This is a genomic window from Billgrantia tianxiuensis (assembly GCF_009834345.1).
GTDB lineage: Bacteria > Pseudomonadota > Gammaproteobacteria > Pseudomonadales > Halomonadaceae > Halomonas > Halomonas tianxiuensis.
Genome location: NZ_CP035042.1, coordinates 1,814,926 through 1,833,877, shown reverse-complemented (window position 1 = coordinate 1,833,877; position 18,952 = coordinate 1,814,926). Strand labels below are relative to the sequence as shown.

Annotated in this window: 18 protein-coding genes and 1 pseudogene; 3 read left to right on the top strand and 16 right to left on the bottom strand. The window is 64.0% G+C overall.

Annotated features, from left to right (window positions below):
* Positions 1-69: 69 nt before the first annotated feature.
* The 5 genes and pseudogenes from EKK97_RS08515 to EKK97_RS08495 form a co-directional block, all read right to left on the bottom strand.
* On the bottom strand, positions 70-1,881 hold the full coding sequence (locus EKK97_RS08515) for an acyl-CoA dehydrogenase C-terminal domain-containing protein (protein ID WP_159551103.1): 1,812 nt from the start codon (positions 1,879-1,881) through the stop codon (positions 70-72).
* 328 nt (positions 1,882-2,209) lie between these two features.
* The gene (locus EKK97_RS08510) at positions 2,210-2,662 is read right to left on the bottom strand and encodes a MarR family winged helix-turn-helix transcriptional regulator (protein WP_159551101.1); all 453 of its coding nucleotides are present in this window, start codon (positions 2,660-2,662) and stop codon (positions 2,210-2,212) included.
* Between the two features lie 78 nt (positions 2,663-2,740).
* Positions 2,741-3,508, bottom strand: coding sequence for an SDR family NAD(P)-dependent oxidoreductase (locus EKK97_RS08505; RefSeq protein ID WP_159551099.1), 768 nt, complete (start codon positions 3,506-3,508; stop codon positions 2,741-2,743).
* Positions 3,509-3,524: 16 nt separating this feature from the next.
* Positions 3,525-5,188: pseudogene (locus EKK97_RS08500) on the bottom strand (AMP-binding protein).
* 177 nt (positions 5,189-5,365) lie between these two features.
* Positions 5,366-5,950, bottom strand: coding sequence for a TetR/AcrR family transcriptional regulator (locus EKK97_RS08495; RefSeq protein ID WP_159551097.1), 585 nt, complete (start codon positions 5,948-5,950; stop codon positions 5,366-5,368).
* A gap of 167 nt (positions 5,951-6,117) precedes the next feature.
* Between EKK97_RS08495 and EKK97_RS08490 the strand changes: the two genes are divergently transcribed.
* Positions 6,118-7,305 carry an acetyl-CoA C-acyltransferase gene (locus tag EKK97_RS08490; RefSeq protein ID WP_159551095.1) on the top strand — a complete coding sequence of 396 codons (1,188 nt, stop codon included), beginning with the start codon at positions 6,118-6,120 and terminating at the stop codon, positions 7,303-7,305.
* A gap of 50 nt (positions 7,306-7,355) precedes the next feature.
* Here EKK97_RS08490 and EKK97_RS08485 read toward each other — a convergent pair whose 3' ends face one another.
* On the bottom strand, positions 7,356-8,159 hold the full coding sequence (locus tag EKK97_RS08485) for an ABC transporter permease (RefSeq protein ID WP_159551093.1): 804 nt from the start codon (positions 8,157-8,159) through the stop codon (positions 7,356-7,358).
* On the bottom strand, positions 8,150-8,770 hold the full coding sequence (locus EKK97_RS08480; protein WP_159551091.1) for an ABC transporter ATP-binding protein: 621 nt from the start codon (positions 8,768-8,770) through the stop codon (positions 8,150-8,152). The genes EKK97_RS08485 and EKK97_RS08480 overlap by 10 nt, the downstream gene beginning before the upstream one ends.
* A gap of 132 nt (positions 8,771-8,902) precedes the next feature.
* Here EKK97_RS08480 and arsB point away from each other — a divergent pair, with 132 nt between their 5' ends.
* Both arsB and EKK97_RS08470 read left to right on the top strand, forming a co-directional pair.
* Positions 8,903-9,973, top strand: coding sequence for an ACR3 family arsenite efflux transporter (arsB, locus tag EKK97_RS08475; RefSeq protein WP_159551089.1), 1,071 nt, complete (start codon positions 8,903-8,905; stop codon positions 9,971-9,973).
* A gap of 52 nt (positions 9,974-10,025) precedes the next feature.
* Entirely contained in the window at positions 10,026-11,234 is a 1,209-nt protein-coding gene (locus EKK97_RS08470) for an MFS transporter (RefSeq protein WP_159551087.1), read from the top strand.
* A gap of 28 nt (positions 11,235-11,262) precedes the next feature.
* Here EKK97_RS08470 and EKK97_RS08465 read toward each other — a convergent pair whose 3' ends face one another.
* The 9 genes from EKK97_RS08465 to EKK97_RS08430 all read right to left on the bottom strand — a co-directional run bounded on the left by EKK97_RS08465 (position 11,263) and on the right by EKK97_RS08430 (position 18,826).
* Positions 11,263-11,559: a metalloregulator ArsR/SmtB family transcription factor gene (locus tag EKK97_RS08465; RefSeq protein ID WP_422673562.1), complete on the bottom strand. Its 297-nt coding sequence runs from the start codon at positions 11,557-11,559 to the stop codon at positions 11,263-11,265.
* A 118-nt stretch (positions 11,560-11,677) separates the two neighbouring features.
* Complete coding sequence (locus EKK97_RS08460; protein ID WP_159551083.1) at positions 11,678-12,103, bottom strand: arsenate reductase ArsC; 426 nt, start codon at positions 12,101-12,103, stop codon at positions 11,678-11,680.
* 20 nt (positions 12,104-12,123) lie between these two features.
* Positions 12,124-12,906, bottom strand: coding sequence for a phosphate ABC transporter ATP-binding protein PstB (gene pstB, locus EKK97_RS08455; protein ID WP_159555733.1), 783 nt, complete (start codon positions 12,904-12,906; stop codon positions 12,124-12,126).
* Positions 12,907-12,938: 32 nt separating this feature from the next.
* Positions 12,939-13,544: a PstA family ABC transporter permease gene (locus EKK97_RS26085; RefSeq protein ID WP_236551408.1), complete on the bottom strand. Its 606-nt coding sequence runs from the start codon at positions 13,542-13,544 to the stop codon at positions 12,939-12,941.
* Entirely contained in the window at positions 13,496-14,308 is an 813-nt protein-coding gene (locus EKK97_RS26080) for a DUF3333 domain-containing protein (RefSeq protein WP_236551407.1), read from the bottom strand. Before EKK97_RS26080 ends, EKK97_RS26085 begins: the two co-directional genes overlap by 49 nt.
* 6 nt (positions 14,309-14,314) lie before the next feature.
* Complete coding sequence (gene pstC / locus EKK97_RS08445; RefSeq protein WP_159551081.1) at positions 14,315-15,685, bottom strand: phosphate ABC transporter permease subunit PstC; 1,371 nt, start codon at positions 15,683-15,685, stop codon at positions 14,315-14,317.
* 72 nt (positions 15,686-15,757) lie between these two features.
* Entirely contained in the window at positions 15,758-16,774 is a 1,017-nt protein-coding gene (locus EKK97_RS08440; RefSeq protein ID WP_159551079.1) for a substrate-binding domain-containing protein, read from the bottom strand.
* A gap of 140 nt (positions 16,775-16,914) precedes the next feature.
* Complete coding sequence (locus EKK97_RS08435; RefSeq protein ID WP_159551077.1) at positions 16,915-17,649, bottom strand: sulfite exporter TauE/SafE family protein; 735 nt, start codon at positions 17,647-17,649, stop codon at positions 16,915-16,917.
* Positions 17,642-18,826 (bottom strand): multidrug effflux MFS transporter, encoded by a 1,185-nt coding sequence (locus tag EKK97_RS08430; RefSeq protein ID WP_159551075.1) that lies wholly within the window; start codon positions 18,824-18,826, stop codon positions 17,642-17,644. Before EKK97_RS08430 ends, EKK97_RS08435 begins: the two co-directional genes overlap by 8 nt.
* Positions 18,827-18,952 lie beyond the last annotated feature (126 nt).

Genomic DNA, 18,952 nt, shown 5'->3' with positions numbered 1-18,952 from the left:
AAGCGGCGGGCACAGCCCGCCGCGAAACACCGATCAGTCGCACTGACCGAGAGAGATGCCTGGTATCGATCAGATCTCGAAGCCGAGACCGAACTCCTCCGCCGACAGTGCCATCAGCGGCTCGGCGCCGGCCTGAATGCACTGGGCGTGGGCGCGGGTACGCGGCAACAAACGCTGGAAGTAGAAGCGTGCCGTCTTGACCTTGGCCTCGTAGAAGGCCGCTTCGTCGCTGCCTGCCGCCAGAACTTCCCGAGCCTGCTTGGCGGCCCGGGCGAAGAAATAAGCCAGCGTCACGTAGCCGGAGTACATCAGGTAGTCGACGCTGGCGGCTCCGACTTCCTCGCGGTCGTTCATGGCCTTCATGCCGATGCCCATGGTCAGCTCGCCCCACTCGGCGTTGAGCTTGGCCAGCGGCGCGACGAATTCGGCCATCTCGGCATTGCCCTCTTCGGCCTTGCAGAACTTGTGGATCTCCTTGGTGAAGACCTTGAGGCTCTCGCCCTGGCTCATCAGCACCTTGCGGCCCAGCAGGTCGAGGGCCTGGATGCCGGTGGTGCCTTCATAAAGGCGCGTGATACGCGAATCGCGCACCAGCTGCTCCATGCCCCACTCCTGGATGAAACCGTGGCCGCCGAATACCTGCACACCCTCGTTGGTGGCCTCGAAACCCACCTCGGTGAGGAACGCCTTGACGATCGGCGTCAGCAGCCCCAGCAGAGTTTCGGCGCGCTCGCGCTCGGCGGCGTCCTGGCCATGCTCGACGATATCAAGCAATTGGGCGGTGTATAGCACCAGCATTCGTCCACCCTCAGCAAAAGCCTTCTGGGTCAGCAGCATGCGCCGCACGTCGGGATGCACGATGATCGGGTCGGCAGGCTTCTCGGGCGCCTGCGGGCCGGAGAGAGCACGCATCTGCAGGCGATCGCGAGCATAGGCCAGCGCGTTCTGGAAGCTCGCCTCGGTCAGGCCCAGTCCCTGAATGCCCACGCCCAGGCGCGCGGCATTCATCATGGTGAACATGCAGGCCAGCCCCTTGTTGGGCGGGCCAACGAGGAAGCCGCGAGCGGCATCGAAGTTCATCACACAGGTGGCGTTGCCGTGGATGCCCATCTTGTGCTCCAGCGAGCCACAGGCCACGCCGTTGCGCTCGCCCGGGTTGCCTTCGGCGTCGGGCAGAAACTTGGGGACCACGAACAGCGAGATGCCCTTGGAACCCTCGGGCGCATCGGGGAGCTTGGCCAGCACCAGGTGGACGATGTTCTCGGCCAGGTCGTGCTCACCGGCGGAGATGAAGATCTTGGTGCCAGTGATCTCGTAGGCGCCGTCGGCGGTGGGTACGGCACGGGTCTTGATCAATCCCAGGTCGGTGCCGCAATGCGGCTCGGTGAGACACATGGTACCGGTCCACACGCCTTCCACCAGCTTGGTGAGGTAGGTGGCTTGCTGCTCTTCGGTGCCATGATGACGCAGCGCGTCGGCGGCGCCATGGGACAGGCCGGGATACATGCCCCAGGCCAGGTTGGTGGAGCACACCATCTCGTTCAGCACCATGGCCAGCGAGTGCGGCAGCCCCTGGCCACCGTGAGCGGGCTCCGCCGCCAGGCTCGGCCAACCGCCTTCGACGTACTGCTGGTAGGCCTCCCTGAACCCCTTGGGTGCCTTTACCTCGCCTCCTTCCAGCAAGCACCCTTCCTGGTCGCCGCTCTGGTTCAGCGGCAGCAGCACCTCGCGAGCGAAGCGAGCGCCCTCCTCGAGAATGGCGGCTACCACGTCTGGCGTCGCCTCTTCACCACCCGGCAGGCGGGCGTAATGAGCCGGATAGTCCAGCATTTCGTCCATCACGAAACGAAGATCGCGCAGGGGGGCCTGATAATCGGGCATCTCTACTCTCCAGAAAGGTCGCCGAAAAGGTCGCCTGAAGCCGGGCGTGGGAAAGTGGCATCGGCCGCTTTCAAACATGTGTTTGAAACTAGCTTGCAAGAGGCGCTGAGTCAAGCGCTCGTTTTAATCTTTTTCCTTCCTGTCGGCCTAGCGGCTCCACCACGCCAATCCCGAAATCTCTCGATAAGAAGCGCACGAAATAAATGTGCAAAATAATCTGGCGCACAAAGCAATTGGCATAATAGTGCATGGGAGTGAGTAAAAGAGAGTTTCTCTTACAGGATGGCGCCAGCCTGGCTTCAGCCTTCCCTAAAGAAGACGACGTAGGTCAGGGCATGGACTCCAGCAGTCGCTCACGCAGCGCTTCCAGTCGCGCCTTGAGCTCGGCGACCTCTTCGGGCGGTTGGCCGCTGGCCATGATCACGCAGTCAGGGATCTCCTGAGCGCGTGTCTGCAATGCCCACCCCTGCTCGGTGAGGAACAGCTCGACGACCCGTTCGTCGCGGCGGCTGCGCACCCGCCGGAGCAGACCATCGGCCTCGAGACGCTTGAACACGGGGGTGAGCGAGCCGGTGTCGGTCATCAGGCGGCGGCTGATGGCACCGGCACTCTGACCGTCCTGCTGCCACAAGGCGAGCAATACCAGATACTGCGGATAGGTGAGGCCAAGCCCCTGCAGCAGGGGCTTGTAGAACTTGGTCATCAGCAGCGACGTCGTGTACAGCGTGAAACAGAGCTGATTGTCGAGCCGAAGATCGGAGCCGGACTCCTGGCTGGCCATGTAGCGCTCCCCTGTAATATCTCATGCGCCCTACGCTAGCGCGCCAGCCAGTACCTGCCAAGGCGCCACTACCAACGCTCACTGCATGCGAATACCGCCATCGAGGCGGATCACTTCACCATTGAGCATGGTGTTGGTGATGATCTGTTCGGCCAGGCGAGCGAACTCGTCGGGCTCCCCCAAGCGCTTGGGGAACGGCACCGAGGCGGCCAGGGCCTTGGCGGCCTCGTCGGGAATCTCGCTCATCATCGGCGTCTGGAACACGCCGGGGGCGATTGCCATCACCCGGATACCATGGCGCGACAGCTCCCGTGCAGCCGGCAAGCTCATGCCCACCACCCCGGCCTTGGAGGCGCTGTAGGCACATTGGCCCACCTGGCCGTCGAAGGCGGCGATGGAGGCGGTATTGACGATGATGCCGCGCTCACCGTCGTCGCTCGGCACATTCTTCGCCATGGCTGCGGCAGCCAGCCGCATCACGTTGAAGGTGCCTACCAGGTTGATCTGCACGGTACGCGCATAGGCATCGAGATCGGCAGGATTACCTTCCCGATCGACCAGCTTGGCCACGCTGACCACCCCGGCGCAGTGCACCACGCCGGCCAGCCCCCCTTCCCCGCCCAGGGCGACGGCGGCGTCCACTGCCGCCTGCATGTCGGCCGCCGAGGTGACATCGCCACGTACCGCGCGGGCGGCCTCACCGAGTTTTTCGGCGTGGGCCTCGACTGCCTCGCTCAAGTCGCAGAGCACCACCCGGCCGCCGCCGGCAACGAGCCGCTCGGCCGTGGCCGCTCCCAGTCCGGAGGCGGCGCCGGTGATCAGAAAGGTACGGTCCTTCACTTGCATTGGGTTGTCTCCCGGTTCATTTGGCTGCCTCGGCCTTCTCGGCGGCATCGGCGCGCAGCTTGAAGCGCTGTATCTTGCCGCTGGGTGTCTTGGGCAGGGCGTCGACGAACTCAATCACCCGCGGAAGGCGTGAGTGGAGAGCCGCTCGCGCACGCGCTGACGAATCTCATCGGCCAGCTCGTCGCTCGCCTCGAAGCCCTCGCGCAGCACCACATAGGATTTGATGATTTCGCCGCGGATCTCATCGGGCTGACCTACCGCGGCGGACTCCGCCACAGCCGGATGGGTCAGCACGGTGTTCTCCACGTCGGTGGGCCCGACCCGGTAACCGGCCGTAGTAATGATGTCGTCGTCGCGGCCGGCGAACTGGAAGGTGCCGTCCTCGTTGCGAATCACCACGTCGCCGGTCAGGTAGTAACCCTTGGCGAAGGGATGCTTCTCCTGCCAGGTGTAGCCCTGGAAGAAGTGAGCCGGCGAACGCTCGATGTCCACCGCCAGCACACCGGGCTCACCCGGGGGCAGCTCGTTGTACTCGGCGTCAAGAATGGCCAAGCGGTATCCGGGCATCGGCACGCCCATGGCGCCGACGTGCTTGGGATGTTCCAGGGCATGATGGTTGCAGCAGGTCATGCCGGTCTCGGTCTGGCCGTAGTGATCCATCACCGGGCAGCCCAGCGAGCGTTCGACCCAGGTTACCACTTCGGTGTTGAGCGGCTCGCCGGCGGAGCTGGCCACGCGCAGCTCAAGGCTCTCGTGGGCGCTATCGAACAGGCCCGAGGCCTTCATCAGGCGATAAGCGGTGGGCGCGGCGGCAAAGTTGGTGATGCGGTGACGCTGCATGAACGCCAGCGCTCCTTCGGCGCTGAAGCCCGCCTCGCAGAAGTGCGTGGTCACACCCAGCAGCAGCGGTCCGGCAATGGCGTAGTAGAGCCCGTAGGCCCAGCCGGGATCGGCCATGTTCCAGAAGCGGTCGCTCTCGCGCAGGTCGATGGCCAGCTCCATGTAGAGTGCGAAGGCCGGCATGCCGGAGAGCGGCACCGCCACCCCCTTGGGCTTGCCTACGGTGCCCGAGGTGAACATCTGCAGGAACGGCGCCTCCGGAGAGAGCCGCGGCGGATTGGCCTGGATCGGCGAATAGGACAGCGCCTCGCTCCAGTCGAGGTCGGCGTCGTGCCCTTCACTCGGCCCGCCCACGGCCAGCACCGGTGGGCACTGGGAGAGGCCGTCGAACTTGAAGCGGTTGGCGTGATCGGTGATCACCAGCTTGGTGTCGGCCCGGCCCAGGCGGTAGTCGACGGCATCGGGGCCGAAGGCAGTAAACAAGGGCTGATAAACCGCCCCGATACGCCAGGTAGCCAGCACCGCGACCAGCAGCTCGGGAGAGCGTGGCAGCATGCAGGCGATGCGGTCGCCGACGCCGAGGCCACGCTCGGCGAACCAGCCGGCCAGCCGAGCACTCTGTGCCTCGAGCTCGGCGTAGGTGAGCCGGTTCACGTTGCCTTGGGTATCCTCGTGGACCAACGCCAACACTTCACCCCGGCCTGCACGTAGATGGCGGCCGCAGCAGGACTCATAGGCATTGAACTTGCCATCGCCGTGGTCATCGAGGCGACCAATGACCTCGTCGATGGAGAAACGCTCGTAGTAGGTGGAATACGCAGGAAGGGTTGGCGTGCTCATTGACTGCCCTCTTGTGCCGGATTGTGCTTGTTGTTGGACTCTTACTGCTTAGATGCCGTTGACGTAAGCGTCAACCTAGCAAGCGCTAGGTACAAACTAGAAGCAAAGCCAGGGCGGGGCAACCCCTGCGGCAGCGGTCGTAGGCTAGACCTTGGTCGAGGATCAGGAAGCCGAGGGTCAGGAAGCGCGAGAGGAGGAAGTGATCATGGCCACCAACTCATGGGCCAGGTCGTCCGGCTTGCGCGCGCCTTCGGGGTCGTACCAGCGCACCGTCCAATTCAACGCGCCCATGACGAAGCGTGACACCAGGAAGCGATCGCCATGGATGAGCCCGGCGGCCAGGGCTTCGTCGATGACCCGCTCCCATAGTTCCTCATAGGCGTCACGCAAATGGCTGAGGTGCGCTCGCGCCGCCGCATCCAGCCGCCGCCACTCGTAGAGCGCGACGACATGCGCGTTACGGTCGGTCAGCAGCGTCTGCAGGTGAGCCCGGGCCATGGCATGGAGACGCTCGTCGGCGGAATCGCCGCACTCCTCCAGGGCCTGATGCGCCAGCGTCAGGGCGTTCTGGGTGCCCTCCTCGATGACGGCCGCGAGGATCTCCTGCTTGTCGCGAAAATGGTGGAACAGGCTACCGGACTTGATGCCCATCTCCTGGGCGAGCATGCGTACCGTGGTGCGATCGAAGCCCTCCTGGACGAACAACTGGGCGGCCAGACGGGTCAGTTCCTTGCGGCGTGGGGACTCGTTAACGACATTCATCGGGTTTACACTAGCGCTTGCTTGGTTGATCTTGAGAAAAGCACAGCGGCGCTGGCAGGTCAACGCGACATGCTGCAGAGCACGCCCAACGATACACTCGAGAGCCCTGTCGGGGTCGGCTCTCGAGGACGATAATCATAACGGATGATTCGACAGGAGACCGCACCATGAGCAGCCCCAGCGACATCGTATTCCTTTCCGCCGCCCGCACACCGATGGGCGGGATGTTGGGCAGCCTGGCAAGCCTCACCGCTCCAGAGCTCGCCGCCACTGCCATTCGCGCTGCCATCGAGCGCGCCGGCATCGAGTCCAGTACCATCGACGAGGGCATCATGGGCTGCGTCCTGCCCGCCGGGGTCAAGCAGGGGCCGGCCCGCCAGGCCATGCGCCAGGCCGGCATTCCCGATGGTATCGGCGCCACCACCATCAACAAGCTATGCGGCTCGGGCATGAAGGCCACCATGCTGGCCCATGACCTGATCCGCGCCGGCAGCGGCGAGGTGATGCTCGCCGGCGGCATGGAGTCGATGTCCAACGCCCCCCATGTGCTGACCAAGGCACGCACCGGCTACCGCCTGGGCCATGGCGAGCTCAAGGACCACATGTTCCTCGACGGCCTCGAAGACGCCGAAACCGGCAAGCTGATGGGCGTGTTCGCCCAGGAAGTCGCCGATTCGCGCAGCTACTCCCGCGAGCGCCTGGATGACTTCGCCATTGCCTCGCTCGAGCGTGCCATGGAGGCCACCAACGCCGGACACCTGAAGGCCGAGATGGCCCCGGTCACCGTCACCAGCCGCAAGGGCGAGAGCGTGGTCGAGCATGACGAGCAGCCGTTCCAGGCCAAGCTCGACAAGATTCGCGAGCTGCGCCCCGCCTTCGCCAAGGACGGAACCATCACCGCCGCCAACTCCAGTTCGATCTCCGATGGCGCCTCGGCGCTGATCCTGGCCAGCCAGGCCGCCGCCGACCGGCTCGGCGCCAAGCCGATCGCTCGCATGCTGGGCCACAGCACCCACTCCCAGCATCCCAGTGAGTTCACCATCGCCCCGGTAGGCGCCATCGACAAGCTGCTGAAGAAGCTGGGCTGGGGCGTGGCCGACGTCGATCTGTTCGAGATCAACGAGGCCTTCGCCGTGGTCACTCTGCTAGCCATGGATGGACTCGACATCCCCCACGCCAAGGTCAACGTCTTCGGCGGCGCCTGCGCCCAGGGCCACCCCATTGGCTCCACCGGCTCGCGCATCATCGCCACGCTGATCCACGCCTTGCGCACCAAGGGTGGCAAACGCGGTATCGCCAGCCTGTGCATCGGCGGCGGCGAGGCCACGGCGGTGGCGGTAGAGCTGATCGATTGAACGCAGCGCCATGACGAGCCTGCCCGCTTCCGGGACGGCAGCGGGCAGGGTCATGCGCGGGGTCTGGCGAGCCGATCGAGACGCAGCCGCTCGCGTCCATCGAACAAGCGGCGGCTACCCGCCGCCACCGCGGCCAGCGTACCGAAGCCCGTGCCCAGCGTGATCGCGAACATGATCAGGATCTGATACTTCACCGCCAGCCCCGGCGCCGTACCGGCGAGTATCTGGCCGGTCATCATGCCCGGCAGACTGACTACTCCCGCAGCGGCCATGGCGTTGATCATCGGCATCAGCCCGCTGCGTATCGCTTCACGGCGTATGTCACCGATCGCCACCTGCCAGGGCTGGCCCAGCATCAACCGATTCTCGATCACGCCACGCTGACGCCAAGCGGTATCGGTCAGGCGATCCAGCGCCAAGGCCACGCCGGTCATGGTATTGCCAAGCATCATGCCCAGCAGCGGGATGGCATACTGTGGCCGGTACCACGGCTCGGGGCCAATGATGACCGTCAGCGTCAGCACGGCCACGGTGAAGGAGGAGAGAAACATCGACAGCGTGCCGATGCCGAACCCCCAGCCACCCAGCAGGCGCCGCTTCTGGCGCGCCATCACTTCGCGCCCGGCGATCAGCAGCATGGCCAGCGCCATCAGCGCCACCCAAACCAGCCGCTCGGCGGCAAACAGCGCCTCCAGCACCAGGCCCACCAGTGCCAGTTGAATGACGGTTCGCAGCGCCGCGACCAGCAGACTGCGACTCATGCCCAACCGCATGGCAGCGGTGCAGCCGGCAAGAACCACCACCATCAGAGCCGCCAGCGCCAGCTGCCACCAAGCGAGTTCGATCACTTCCATGCGTGAGCCACCTCCGCCAGGCGCCCATCCGCGATTCGCCAGTGACGGCGCCCCACCCGGGCGATCTGCCCCTGATCATGAGCCACCCACAGGGTGGGCCAACCACGCGTACGAATACATTCCGTGAGCCAGGCTTCCACGCGCTGGCTGGTGACACCATCCAGGTTGGCGGTCGGTTCATCGAGCAGCAGCGCCCTGGGCTCACGGCTCACGGCCCGCAGCAGTCCCAAGCGCTGCTTCTCGCCAGTCGAGAGGCGTCCTATTTGCCAAGCCAGTGCCTCGGGCTCCAGCCCCAGCGCGGCCAATGCCTCGCCTTCGGGCTGCACCTCGAAGTGCTCGCCTACCGTCTCCGCCCACCAGTGGCTCTCGGCGGGCACCAGCATTACCTGACGCCGCCAGGCATGGCCGGGCGTTTGCGACTGGGCTTGGCCGCCCAGCCAGACTTCGCCAGCATGCGGTTCGAGGTCGGCTACGGCGCGCAGCAACCGGCTCTTGCCTGAACCGCTGGCCCCGGAAAGGCAAACGATCTCGCCGGGCGAGACCTCGAGATCGATGCCGTTCAGCGTGCCGATACCGACGCCGGCAAGCCGCAGAGGTTCGGTTGAGCCCAAGTCGCTTCCCCATCATCAGTATTGGCTGAATCATAGCAGCGCAGACCCTGGATTCGACACGCCTGTTGGCATTGCCCATATATGGAAAAGCATATATCTTTCGCCATGCCCTTCTTCCCGCAGGAGCGACACATGTCCGACGACACTCTCTCGCAGGCGCCTTCCTCCGCCGAAGGCATGGGACGGTTCGAACGCTTTCTCTCCGTGTGGGTAGCGCTTGCCATCGCGGCCGGCGTGTTGCTCGGCCAGTTCGCCCCCGCCGTTCCCGAGACACTGGCACGCTTCGAAGTCGCCCAGGTTTCGATCCCGGTGGCCATCCTGATCTGGGCGATGATCTTCCCGATGATGGCGCAGATCGATTTCACCGCCGTGCTCGGCGTTCGCCGCCAGCCCAAGGGGCTGGTTGTCACCACCACGGTGAACTGGCTGATCAAGCCCTTCACCATGTTCGCCATCGCCTGGTTCTTCCTGATGGTGCTGTTCCGGCCCTGGATACCCGAGCCACTGGCCCAGCAGTACCTGGCAGGGGCGATCTTGCTCGGTGCCGCACCCTGCACGGCGATGGTCTTCGTCTGGAGCACCCTGACTCGTGGCGACGCCGCCTACACCCTGGTACAGGTCTCACTCAACGACCTGATCATGCTGTTCGCCTTCGCCCCCATCGTGGTACTGCTGCTGGGCATCTCCAGCATCCAGGTACCGTGGGATACCGTGGCGCTGTCGGTCCTGCTCTACATCGTCATCCCGCTGACCGCCGGCTACCTGACCCGGCGCACCCTGATCGCCCGCCACGGCAGCGAATGGTACGAAAGCGTCTTCATGAAGCGGGTCGGTCCGATCACCCCTGCCGGGCTAATCGTGACCCTGGTGTTGCTGTTCGCTTTCCAGGGCGACGTGATCCTCGCCAATCCTCTGCACATCGTGCTGATCGCCATTCCGCTGATCGTGCAGACCTTCCTGATCTTCTACATCGCCTACGGCTGGGCCAGGGCCTGGAAGGTACCGCACAACGTGGCTGCCCCCGGCGCCATGATCGGCGCCAGTAACTTCTTCGAGCTGGCGGTGGCCGTGGCCATTGCGCTGTTCGGCCTGCAATCCGGCGCGGCGCTGGCCACCGTGGTCGGCGTGTTGGTGGAGGTTCCGCTAATGCTGGCCCTGGTGCGCATCGCCAACAGAACCCGACACCGTTTCTCCCCGGCCTGAAGCCGACGAATGACGGCTTGCCTCACTGCGTGAGCGCGGTGAGGATGAGGGCATGAACATAACTTTCTGGCAGCGCCACCCGTTGGCCGTCATCGTTCTCGCCCAGTTGTGCGGCACCTCGCTGTGGTTCTCCGTCAACGGTGTGGGACTCTCACTCTCGCGCGATCTCGGTTTCTCCGAGGTCGATCTCGGCCGCCTGACATTGGCGGTGCAGGCGGGCTTCATCTGCGGCACCCTGTTCATCGCCACTACGGGCCTGGCCGACCGTTTCCGCGCCAGCCGCATCTTCGCGCTATCGTGCCTGGCGGGAGCGCTGGTCAATGCCGGCTTCGTGCTGGCAGCCCAGCACATGCCACTGGCCATGCTGCTGCGCTTCTGCACCGGGTTGTGCCTGGCGGGAATCTATCCGCTGGGAATGAAGCTGGTGATCGGCTGGACGCCCCGGCATACCGGTGCCGCACTCGCCTGGCTAGTAGGCATGCTGACCCTGGGCACCGCCCTGCCCCACCTGCTGCGTGGCAGCACGCTGGGCATGCCGTGGGAGTGGCCGCTGCTGGGCGCTTCGCTGCTTGCCCTGCTGGGCGGAGCGGCCATCCATCGACTTGGCGACGGGCCGCATCTGCCGCCGCCTAGCGGCAAGGCCCGCCTCACCGACGGCCTGGCGGCCTTGGGCGAAGGACGTTTCCGCGCCGTGGCCGGCGGCTACTTCGGTCACTGCTGGGAACTCTACGCCTTCTGGATGCTGACGCCCTTCCTGGTGTATCGCGAGATCGAGCGGCTGGCGGCCTCCACCGACCTGGTGGCCTGGCTCTCGTTCGGGGTCATTGCACTGGGTCTGGCGGGCTGCGTGGGAGGCGGCCTGGTCAGCCGCCACCTGGGCAGCTTGTGGGTGTCACGCTGGGCGCTCGCCGCTTCCGGTACGATCTGCCTGGTCTATCCCCTGTTTGCCTGGGCGCCCCCGGGCCTGTTGCTGGCGCTACTGTTCCTGTGGGGCCTCACGGTGATTGCCGACTCGCCCCAGTTCTCCGCCCTGGCTGCCGCCACGGCCCCACGGGAGCGCATCGGCTCGACCCTGGCGGTGATGAACGCGGTGGGCTTCGCGCTGACCATTCCCGCCATTTCGCTGACCACGACGCTATGGGCGCTGCAGGATGTCTGGGTGTTGTGGTGGCTGCTGCCGGGGCCGATCCTGGGCCTGTGGTCGCTGCGCGGCCTGACCGATCCGGCCAGGCCTGCCGCCAAGCCCATGGGCCAGCAGTGATCGTCTCCTGCACCGGGCCGGCGGGAGACTAGCAGAGCGTAGCACGTCGCTCGGGACGCTCGCCCATGGCGGCCAGGCGAGCTCGAAGAGTGGCCAGTCGCGAGGCCTCTCCCACTCGAGCCGACTCCAGCACCTGGCCGGCCCACTCGGGAAGGCGGCTCCCCACCCGGTAGTAAACCCACTGGCCGATGCGATTGTCCTCCAGCAGGCCGCATCCCCGCAGTTGAGCGAGATGCCTCGAAACCTTGGGCTGCGACTCCTGCAAGGCATGCGTCAACTCACAGACGCAAAGCTCACCTTCGCTGGCAATCAGCAGCACGAGCATGAGGCGGGTCTCGTCGCCCAGGCACTTGAAGATTCGAACGGGATCCAGCTCGGGCACGAGGGTCTCCAGCGATTTGGTCAGAGACCATTCTAGCGAAGTGGCGACCCGCCTGTGCAGATCACTCGCTTTCGAGCTTGCGCAGCTTGGCATCCACCCATAACTGAAGCCGACCACGGATCTCGCGCAGTGCCTTGCGGTAGGCATTTGGGTCTTCGCTCAAGCGTGGATCGGGAATGTCCCAGTAGACTACTTCTCCGGCCGCACCCTCCCAGTCGCGACAATGCTGCTTCGCCTTGTCGCACAGAATGATGACCGCATCGAAATACTGCCCGGCATAGCGCTCCAGCGGCTCACTCGCCAGGCCTTCGGTATCGATACCCAAGTGGTGCAGGGCTTCGAGGGTTCGCTCATGGGGCCGGTCAGGCTCGACGCCGGCACTGAAGGCCACGATGCGATTGCCCTCTATATAGTTGAGCAGCGCTTCGGCCATCAGCGACCGGGCGGAATTGGCATTGCAGAGAAAGAGGACCCGATACTGGCTCATCTGGCTCACCTCGCGCGTGATTAGCCGAAACGTCCGGTAATGTAGTCGTGGGTGCGCTGCTCTCGCGGGTTGGTGAAGATGTCGTCGGTATCTCCCATCTCGACCAGCTCCCCCAGGTGGAAGAAAGCCGTCTTGTGGGCCACCCGAGCCGCCTGCTGCATGTTGTGCGTCACCATGACGATGGTGTAGCTCTCGCTCAACTCGTCGATGAGCTGCTCGATCTTACCCGTCGCAATCGGATCGAGAGCCGAGCACGGCTCGTCCATCAGGATCACCTCGGGGCTCACCGCAATGGTGCGGGCGATGCACAGACGCTGCTGCTGTCCGCCCGACAGCCCCGTGCCGGGCTGGTCCAGGCGATCCTTCACCTCGTCCCACAGACCGGCCCGCCGCAGGCTGCTTTCGACGATGTCGTCGAGTTCGGCGCGGCGCCGCGCCAGGCCATGCAGCCGCGGGCCATAGGCAATGTTTTCGTAGATCGATTTGGGAAAGGGGTTGGGCTTCTGGAATACGATGCCCACCTGGGCACGCAGCAGCACCACATCGAGCGCAGGATCGTAGATGTCGTTGCCATCCAGGGTCACGAGACCCTCGACGCGACTCCCTGCAATGGTGTCGTTCATGCGATTGAGGCAGCGCAGGAAGGTCGACTTGCCACAGCCCGAGGGGCCGATGAAGGCAATCACTTCGTTCTCGAGGATATCGAGATCGATACCGTGAAGCGCCTCGTTCTCGCCATAGAACACCTTGACGCCACGAGCGCTCATCTTGACGCTCCGACTCTCCAAGGTGCGCTTGTTCATGGCCGTGGGCACGGTGACGGATACAGTCATGGTTACCACCTCGTCTCGAATTTCTTGCGCAGCCAGATGGCCGTCGCGTTCAGGCTCAGCATCAAGCCCAGCAGCACGATGATGGCTGCTGAGGTGCGTGCCTCGAAGAAGTTGCGCAGCTCGTTGCCCTGCCACAGGTAGATCTGCACCGGCAGTGCCGTAGCCTGATCCATGGGCGAACTGGGCACGTTGGCCACGAAGGCATTCATACCGATCAGCAGCAGTGGCGCCGTCTCGCCGAGTGCCTGAGCCACGCCAAGGATCGAGCCGGTGAGAATCCCTGGCAATGCCAGGGGCAGCACATGGTGGAACACCGTCTGCACGCGCGATGCACCGATGCCCAGTGCCGCCTGACGAATCGATGGCGGGATCGAACGCAGCGCCGCTCGCGTGGCGATGATGATGGTTGGCAGCGTCATCAGCGTAAGCACCAGGCCACCCACCAAGGGAGCAGAAAGCGGCAGACCAAGATATCCAATGAAGATCGCCGCCCCCAGCAGGCCGAAGACGATCGAAGGCACCGCCGCCAGGTTGTTGATGTTGATCTCGATCAGGTCGGTCAGGCGATTCTTGGGAGCGAACTCCTCGAGATAGATGGCGCTGGCCACCCCAGCGGCACCGACAGCGCAATGACGATCAGCATCATGAACAACGAACCCATGAAGGCACCAGCGAGGCCGGCCGACGCCGGGGAACTGCGTGAGTCAGTGTTGATGAACAGTGCCGTGCTGAAGGCATTTCGAATGGTGCCCTGCTCCTTGAGATAGTCCGCCCACTCTCGGGTCTGCGCACTCAATTGCTGCTGATGGTCGGGCAGGCTACGGTCGATGTTGCCCTTCAGCCAGACGTCCACGTTGGCGCTGGCAAGCAGCTTGACGGAGACAGTCTGACCGATCAGATCGGGATTCTCGATGACACGATTGCGCAGGGCAAAGCGTTCGCCGGAGGCCACCAGTGCACGCAGATCGCGGGTCTGACGCGACTCGATCTCACCAGGCAGCTGGGCTTTCAGCGCCTCGTCGATCAGGGCGTTCCAGTTGACCATACCAAGCTGGTTCAGCCAGGCGAGTTCACGCTCCCGATACTGTGCCGGGCTCTCGCCTCGCTCACGTACCGGTCGCTCGTCGACCTGGATCACCTCCGGATCGAGATAGATGTCGAGAGTGAGCGTGGCCTGCCAGAAGGCGGGCACCCCACGCACCAGGATGCTGGCAAACAGGATCGCCACCAGGACCATGGCAGTGATGACGGCGCCCAGGCCCAGCAAGCGGAAGCGGCGCTCTCGAGCATGGCGTGCATTCAGCGACCGCTGGATGGCATCGAGGCGCTGGCGACGCCGGCTATCGGCAATTTCTAGGTTCGTAGCAGTCACGAGACGTCACTCATATTGCTGACGGTATTTGCGTACCACCACCAGGGCGATGACATTGAGCCCGAGGGTGATGACGAACAGCGTGAGGCCGAGGGCAAAGGCCACCAGCGATTGCGGGCTGGAGAAGTCCATGTCGCCGGTCAGCTGGTTGACGATGGTAACGGTGATGGTAGATACGGCCTCGAAGGGGTTGGCATGCAAGACGGGATTGTTGCCGGCCGCCAGGACCACGATCATCGTCTCGCCGATGGCTCGACTCGCGGCTAGCAGGAAAGCGCCGACGATCCCCGGCAGGGCCGCGGGAAGCACCACCTGACGAATCATCTCCGACTTCGTTGCGCCGAGACCCAGTGCGCCGTCGCGCAGCGACTTGGGCACTTGAGTGATGATGTCGTCGGATAGCGAGGAGACGAAGGGGATGATCATGATCCCCATCACCAGCCCTGCCGTCAGGGCGCTCGTGGCGCGAATATTGATGCCTATCAGATCACCCAGCCCCGACAGGAAGGGACCGATCACGATCAAGGCGAAGAAGCCGTAGACAATCGTGGGGATACCGGCCAGGACCTCAATGACCGGCTTGGCTACGCTGCGCAGCCAAGGCGGTGCATATTCGGCCATGTAGATAGCGGTCATCAGGCCCAGCGGGATCGCCACCAGCAGGGCGATCACGCTGATCATCACGGTGCCCCACAGCAGCGGCAGCAAACCGAACTGGCCCTGCCCCCCGCTACCGGCACTGCTGAAGCGCGGATTCCACACCGTGCCGAAGAAGAACTCCGCCGGACTGATATAGCTGAAGAAATGGACCGCTTCACCAAGCAGCGACAGGACGATACCCACCGTGGTCAGAATAGCGACACCGGAACTGAGCGCCAGCAGCGCCGTGATCACACGCTCGACATGATTGCGCGCCCGCATCTGCGGCGAGATTCGCCGCTGAGCTAGCACCAGGCCGACGACAGCCAAGACGGCCATACTCGCGAACATGGCGAGCCGTCCCATGCTTTCGAGGCGGGACATCTGCTGGGCGGCGGCAACCTCGTAGGCTCCCACCTCACCGGCTACCCCCTGACCGGAAGCCAGCGCACCGATACGGCGCATCAGCACCTGCATCTCGCGCTCGTTCAGACCGGCCAGCTCCGGGGGTAGCTGGTGAATGACCAGCATCTCGATGATGGCGTCCTGGAGCAGCAGCCAAACACCAAACAGCAGCAGTGCCGGCAGCCCACACCAGAGGGCTACCAGCACGCCATAATAGCCGGGTCGGGAATGCAGCCGCACCCCACCGCTTGCCACCGCCCTGCTGCGCGAAAGCCCTATCTGATAGGCCAACGCCATTACAATCAGCACGGTAGCGATCAAGACAAGGTTCATCGTCTCTCCAGCTTACGCTCTTGCGTACAGGTCGGGGGCGGTACCACCGCCCCCCGTGGCACCGCGCCTGGCTTACTCGGCGGACACGGCGGTGCGAGCCTGGAACTGTTCCAGTGCCTGGGCACGCTCATCATCATCCATCGGGATCAGACCGGCATCTTCCAGCGGGCTGCCGTAACCGGAGATAGCGTCGCTGAGGAAGAACTCGGTGTACTCGGCCAGGCCGGGGACCATATCGAGATGCTCACCCTTGACGTAGAAGTACAGCGGACGCGATACCGGGTATTCACCGGAGCCGATGGTTTCGAGGCTCGGGGTCACACCGTCGACGGTGGCCACCTGCAGACGATCGCGGTTCTGATCGTAGAAGCTCAAGCCAAATACACCGACCGCTTCGGCCTGGGCATCGAGGCGCGCCAGGGTCTCGGTGTAATCGCCAGCGATCTCGATGATGCGGCCGTCGCCACGCAAGCTATTACAGGCGTCGCCATCGATCTCGGCGTAGCTGTCACAGCCGGCGTGGAGCACCTTCTCTTCGAAGACCTCACGCGTACCGTGGTTGGAGGCCGGGATGACCAGCACGATCTCCTGGTCAGGCAGGTCGCTGTCGATCTCGGACCAGCGGGTATAGGGGTTGTCGACCAGTTGGCCGTCCTGAGGAATTTGTGCAGCTGCAGCAGCGAATACGTGCTGCGGGGTCAGGGCGAATTCGCCACGATCGATACGTGAGGCGAAGACGATACCGTCGTAGCCGAACATGACTTCGAGGATGTCGTTGACGCCGCTGGCGTTGCAGCTCTCGATCTCTCCTGAGCGAATCGCACGGGAGGAGTTGGCGATATCGATGGTGTTCTCGCCCACTCCCTGACAGAACTGGCGCAGGCCACCGCTGGAACCACCAGAGCCGACCACCGGAGTGTTGAACTGGGGGAAGGAAGCACCGAACTCCTCGGCAACGATGCTGGCAAAGGGCAGCACAGTGGAGGAACCGGCGATCTGGATGGTGTCGCGGGCCTGGGCGGCGGTCGAGAAACCGACGGCGAGGGAAGCGGCGATCGCCATGCTCAGTGTGCTCTTCTTGAAGCTCATCTTCACTATCCTCTCTGCGTTTTGATCCGGCAGACCCAAGGCCTGGCGGTGTCGTGTTGGCTCATTGGCCATTCGCAGGAGTGATTCTGCGGCGACTTGATTGCAGAAAGATGACAAGTGAACGGATCGTAACGAGCGCCCTAAAGCAGCAAGCCCAACGCCGCCAGGGTACACAGCGAAAGCGAAGCGCCCTGCAGCCGACGCCGGTCGAGGCGGTGGGCGATACGATTGGCCAGAGCGTTGCCGGCCAGCACCGCCGGAAGGAAAGTGAGCGCCAGGCCCAAGTGCCACAGGCGCACCTGGCCAGCCAGCGCCAGGGTGGCGAGCGTCAGGCTGGCGGTAATGATGAAAAAGGCGGATAGATTGCCGCGCAGCCGATCCGGCGCCAGACCATGCATCAGCAGCACCATGGGTGGCCCGCCGATGGCGGCCACGGTACCGAAGATGCCCGACACCACGCCGGCACCGAACAGGCTCACGCGGTTGACCGGCAGGCGGAAACGAAACAGCGTCACCGCCACGGCGAACAGTACGCTTGCGGCGATCAGCTTCTCAAGCAGCGCCATGGGGGCGGCAAGCAGCAGCCAGAGCCCCACACCATTGCCGGGAAGACGCCCCAGCAGCGCCATGCCGATCTCACCGAGGCGAACCTCATGACGATAGTGACGCACCGTCATCAGCGATACGGTAAGCCCGAACAGCACCAGGATCACCGGCACCAGACGCGGCTCGAGCATCAACAACAGCGGCGCACCGATGACCGCCAGGCCGAAGCCGGTGGCGCGCTGCACGAAGGCACCCAAGGCCAGCACCAGCGCGCATCCGAACCAGGTCAACGGTGCCATGTCTAGCCAGTGCAGGAAGATCTCAGGCATGCACGGGCCGCCCAGCCAGCCGTGACAGCATGACATTGCCGAACAGCGAGGCTGCCAGCATGGTCAGCACCATGGGCCATAGATTCTCGATCTCGAAGGCGCCCACCATGATGCCCGCCAACGCCGCGGCGCCGAACTTGGCCGCACCCATCAGCGCCGTGGCGGTGGCGCTCATGTGACCGAAGCGATCCAGCAGCAACGCCATGGCATTGGGCGAGATCAGCCCGATCATTCCCGAATAGAGCATGACCAGCAGCACGACCACCGGCAGCGAGGCCAGCCCGGCCATGACCACCACCACCAGGCACACCACTGCTACCAGTTGCAGAACAAGCCCCAGATAGAGATTCTGCAGGGGGGTTCGCGTCTGTAGCAGATGGATGTTGATCCGGTTTGAGAGCGCAATGAAGATGACGTTGGCACCCAGCACGAAAGGATAGGTGGCCGGCGTAAGGCCGAAATGATCCATATAGACGTAAGGCGAGGCGGTAACGAAGGCAAACAACCCGCCGAAGGAGGCTGCCACCGCACAGATGTAGCCCAGTCCCTCGCGATGGCGCAGCACGCTCACGTAATTGACCAGCACCTGGCCCAGCGAGGCCGTGGGCTGGTTCGGATCGCGGGTTTCGGGCAGCCGGGTCGACATCAGCCACAGTAGGAACGCTGCATAGGCGGCCAGAAAGATGAAGATCAACTGCCAATCGGCCAGGTATAGCAGCCCACTGCCGACGAGCGGCGCCACCAGCGGTGCCAGCATCATGATCATGGCCATGGTGGAAATGACACTTGCCGCCTGTCTGCCGCTGAAGCAGTCGCGCACGATGGCCGTCGAGTTGACCACGCAGGCCCCTCCCCCCAGCGCCTGCACGAAGCGCCAGGCCAACAGTTCCGTGAGCGAACCGACCGTGGCCAGCATGAGGCTCGCGAGCAGGAACACCACCAGCCCCGAGAGCAGGACAGGCTTGCGCCCCAGCCGATCGGATACCGGGCCGAACAGCAGCTGGCCGATGGCGAAACCGGCCATGAACACGCTGATGGAGAGTTCGGCATGATGAATGCTGGCACCAACGCTGTCGGCCAGCGATGCCATGGCTGGCAGGTAGGCATCGATGGCAAAAGGAGCCAGAGCCGTATTGATAGCCACCAGTAGTGCCACGCGTCGAGGAGATAGGGTCAAGGCAACTCTCTTGCGATACATAAATGATAGGTGGCTAATGATACTAGCATGGTGAGACAGCGATTTACCCCAGCATTCCTCACATTAATTAGGACTCATCACGTTAATTAGTTCGTCCCTGTGCCA

What these genes read in the sequence shown, in the direction of transcription:
- arsB (WP_159551089.1), top strand. Translation starts at nt 8,903, where the DNA reads ATGTCCGACGACACTCTCTCGCAGGCGCCTTCCTCCGCCGAAGGCATG.
- EKK97_RS08510 (WP_159551101.1), bottom strand. Translation starts at nt 2,662, where the DNA reads ATGGCCAGCCAGGAGTCCGGCTCCGATCTTCGGCTCGACAATCAGCTC.
- EKK97_RS08460 (WP_159551083.1), bottom strand. Translation starts at nt 12,103, where the DNA reads ATGAGCCAGTATCGGGTCCTCTTTCTCTGCAATGCCAATTCCGCCCGG.
- EKK97_RS08485 (WP_159551093.1), bottom strand. Translation starts at nt 8,159, where the DNA reads ATGGAAGTGATCGAACTCGCTTGGTGGCAGCTGGCGCTGGCGGCTCTG.
- EKK97_RS08505 (WP_159551099.1), bottom strand. Translation starts at nt 3,508, where the DNA reads ATGCAAGTGAAGGACCGTACCTTTCTGATCACCGGCGCCGCCTCCGGA.
- EKK97_RS08495 (WP_159551097.1), bottom strand. Translation starts at nt 5,950, where the DNA reads ATGAATGTCGTTAACGAGTCCCCACGCCGCAAGGAACTGACCCGTCTG.
- pstC (WP_159551081.1), bottom strand. Translation starts at nt 15,685, where the DNA reads ATGAACCTTGTCTTGATCGCTACCGTGCTGATTGTAATGGCGTTGGCC.
- EKK97_RS08490 (WP_159551095.1), top strand. Translation starts at nt 6,118, where the DNA reads ATGAGCAGCCCCAGCGACATCGTATTCCTTTCCGCCGCCCGCACACCG.
- EKK97_RS08515 (WP_159551103.1), bottom strand. Translation starts at nt 1,881, where the DNA reads ATGCCCGATTATCAGGCCCCCCTGCGCGATCTTCGTTTCGTGATGGAC.
- pstB (WP_159555733.1), bottom strand. Translation starts at nt 12,906, where the DNA reads ATGAACAAGCGCACCTTGGAGAGTCGGAGCGTCAAGATGAGCGCTCGT.
- EKK97_RS08470 (WP_159551087.1), top strand. Translation starts at nt 10,026, where the DNA reads ATGAACATAACTTTCTGGCAGCGCCACCCGTTGGCCGTCATCGTTCTC.
- EKK97_RS08440 (WP_159551079.1), bottom strand. Translation starts at nt 16,774, where the DNA reads ATGAGCTTCAAGAAGAGCACACTGAGCATGGCGATCGCCGCTTCCCTC.
- EKK97_RS08465 (WP_422673562.1), bottom strand. Translation starts at nt 11,559, where the DNA reads ATGCTCGTGCTGCTGATTGCCAGCGAAGGTGAGCTTTGCGTCTGTGAG.
- EKK97_RS08435 (WP_159551077.1), bottom strand. Translation starts at nt 17,649, where the DNA reads ATGCCTGAGATCTTCCTGCACTGGCTAGACATGGCACCGTTGACCTGG.